2 rRNA genes (1 of these 2 running past the window's edge) are annotated in these 2,841 nt (G+C 54.2%); both read right to left on the bottom strand.

Annotation, left to right across the window (positions count from 1 at the left end):
* Positions 1-74, bottom strand: a 5S ribosomal RNA gene (gene rrf / locus ACUXVE_RS19990); the annotation flags it as partial.
* A 168-nt stretch (positions 75-242) separates the two neighbouring features.
* A 23S ribosomal RNA gene (locus ACUXVE_RS19985) occupies positions 243-2,841 on the bottom strand (it continues 282 nt past the right edge of the window).

Here is a 2,841-nt window from a genome sequence, read left to right as displayed (position 1 = left end):
CCATCGGCGCAGCTACGTTTCACTTCCGAGTTCGGGATGGGATCGGGTGGTTCCATAGCGCTAATTTCACCAGGGAGGCGGTTGGAGTGTCGCCTGGGCGTCGTGTCCTTGCAGGGGCGGGCATGGTGATGCCAGCGTTGCAAAGAGACGCGCCTGAGCGCCTGCCTCTCGTTTGGTCTTGTGACGTAGCGTGCACTTGGATCTATCGACATGTCATGTCGGCCAAGGCAACTTGAGGTTATATGGTCAAGCCTCTCGGATCATTAGTATCAGTTAGCTCAATACATTGCTGTACTTACACACCTGACCTATCAACCACGTAGTCTACATGGTTCCTTCAGGGGGCTTGTGCCCCGGGAGATCTCATCTTGAGGCGCGCTTCCCGCTTAGATGCTTTCAGCGGTTATCGCTTCCGAACATAGCTACCCGGCAATGCCACTGGCGTGACAACCGGAACACCAGAGGTTCGTCCACTCCGGTCCTCTCGTACTAGGAGCAGCCCCTCTCAAATCTCCAACGCCCATGGCAGATAGGGACCGAACTGTCTCACGACGTTCTGAACCCAGCTCGCGTACCACTTTAAATGGCGAACAGCCATACCCTTGGGACCGACTACAGCCCCAGGATGTGATGAGCCGACATCGAGGTGCCAAACACCGCCGTCGATATGAACTCTTGGGCGGTATCAGCCTGTTATCCCCGGAGTACCTTTTATCCGTTGAGCGATGGCCCTTCCATACAGAACCACCGGATCACTAAGTCCTAGTTTCCTACCTGCTTGATCCGTCGATCTTGCAGTCAAGCACGCTTATGCCTTTGCACACAGTGCGCGATGTCCGACCGCGCTGAGCGTACCTTCGAGCTCCTCCGTTACTCTTTAGGAGGAGACCGCCCCAGTCAAACTACCCACCATACACGGTCCCCGACCCAGATAATGGGCCCAGGTTAGAACGTCAAGCACGACAGGGTGGTATTTCAAGGATGGCTCCACCACAGCTAGCGCCATGGTTTCATAGCCTCCCACCTATCCTACACAGACGAACTCAACGTTCAGTGTAAAGCTATAGTAAAGGTTCACGGGGTCTTTCCGTCTTGCCACGGGAACGCTGCATCTTCACAGCGATTTCAATTTCACTGAGTCTCGGGTGGAGACAGCGCCGCTGTCGTTACGCCATTCGTGCAGGTCGGAACTTACCCGACAAGGAATTTCGCTACCTTAGGACCGTTATAGTTACGGCCGCCGTTTACTGGGGCTTCGATCAAGAGCTTCGCCTTGCGGCTGACCCCATCAATTAACCTTCCAGCACCGGGCAGGCGTCACACCCTATACGTCCACTTTCGTGTTTGCAGAGTGCTGTGTTTTTGATAAACAGTCGCAGCGGCCTGGTTACTGCGACCCTCTTCAGCTATAGCTCGCACGAGCCACCAAAAAGGGTGCACCTTCTCCCGAAGTTACGGTGCCATGTTGCCTAGTTCCTTCACCCGAGTTCTCTCAAGCGCCTGAGAATTCTCATCCTACCCACCTGTGTCGGTTTACGGTACGGTCTGCGTAAGCTGAAGCTTAGGAGCTTTTCCTGGAAGCGTGGTATCAGCAACTTCGCCATAAAGGCTCGTCTCGGTGCTCGGTCTTAGAGGATCCCGGATTTGCCAAAGATCCAAACCTACCGCCTTTCCCCGGGACAACCAACGCCCGGTATGCCTAACCTTCTCCGTCCCTCCATCGCACTTACGCGAGGTGCAGGAATATTAACCTGCTTCCCATCGACTACGACTTTCGTCCTCGCCTTAGGGGCCGACTCACCCTGCGCCGATTAACGTTGCGCAAGGAAACCTTGGGCTTTCGGCGTGCGGGTTTTTCACCCGCATTATCGTTACTCATGTCAGCATTCGCACTTCCGATACCTCCAGCAGACTTCTCAATCCACCTTCAACGGCTTACGGAACGCTCCTCTACCGCGTACATATAAATATGCACACCCCAAGCTTCGGTTCTGTGCTTAGCCCCGTTAAATCTTCCCCGCAGACCGACTCGACCAGTGAGCTATTACGCTTTCTTTAAAGGGTGGCTGCTTCTAAGCCAACCTCCTGGCTGTCTGTGCCTTTCCACATGGTTTTCCACTTAGCACAAAATTTGGGACCTTAGCTGTGGGTCTGGGTTGTTTCCCTTTTCACGACGGACGTTAGCACCCGCCGTGTGTCTCCCATACAGTCCGTCTCGGTATTCGGAGTTTGCAATGGTTTGGTAAGTCGCGATGACCCCCTAGCCATAACAGTGCTCTACCCCCGAGAGGATACATATGAGGCGCTACCTAAATAGCTTTCGAGGAGAACCAGCTATCTCCGGGTTCGATTAGCTTTTCACTCCTAATCACAGCTCATCCCCGTCTTTTGCAACAGACGTGGGTTCGGGCCTCCAGTACCTGTTACGGCACCTTCACCCTGGCCATGACTAGATCACCCGGTTTCGGGTCTACTGCCCGCGACTATGCGCCCTTATCAGACTCGGTTTCCCTTCGCCTCCCCTATACGGTTAAGCTTGCCACGAACAGTAAGTCGCTGACCCATTATACAAAAGGTACGCAGTCACCCCTTGCGAGGCTCCTACTGCTTGTACGCACACGGTTTCAGGATCTATTTCACTCCCCTCTCCGGGGTTCTTTTCGCCTTTCCCTCACGGTACTGGTTCACTATCGGTCGGTCAGTAGTATTTAGCCTTGGAGGATGGTCCCCCCATGTTCAGACAGGGTTTCACGTGCCCCGCCCTACTCGTCTTCACTGAAATGGCCCTTTCAGATACAGGGCTATCACCTTCTATGGCCGCTCTTTCCAGAGCGTTTTCCT

This window comes from Stenotrophomonas sp. 3(2025) (assembly GCF_052665395.1).
The sequence above is the reverse complement of the archived record's forward strand: the minus strand, read 5'-3'. Positions and strand labels throughout refer to the sequence as shown.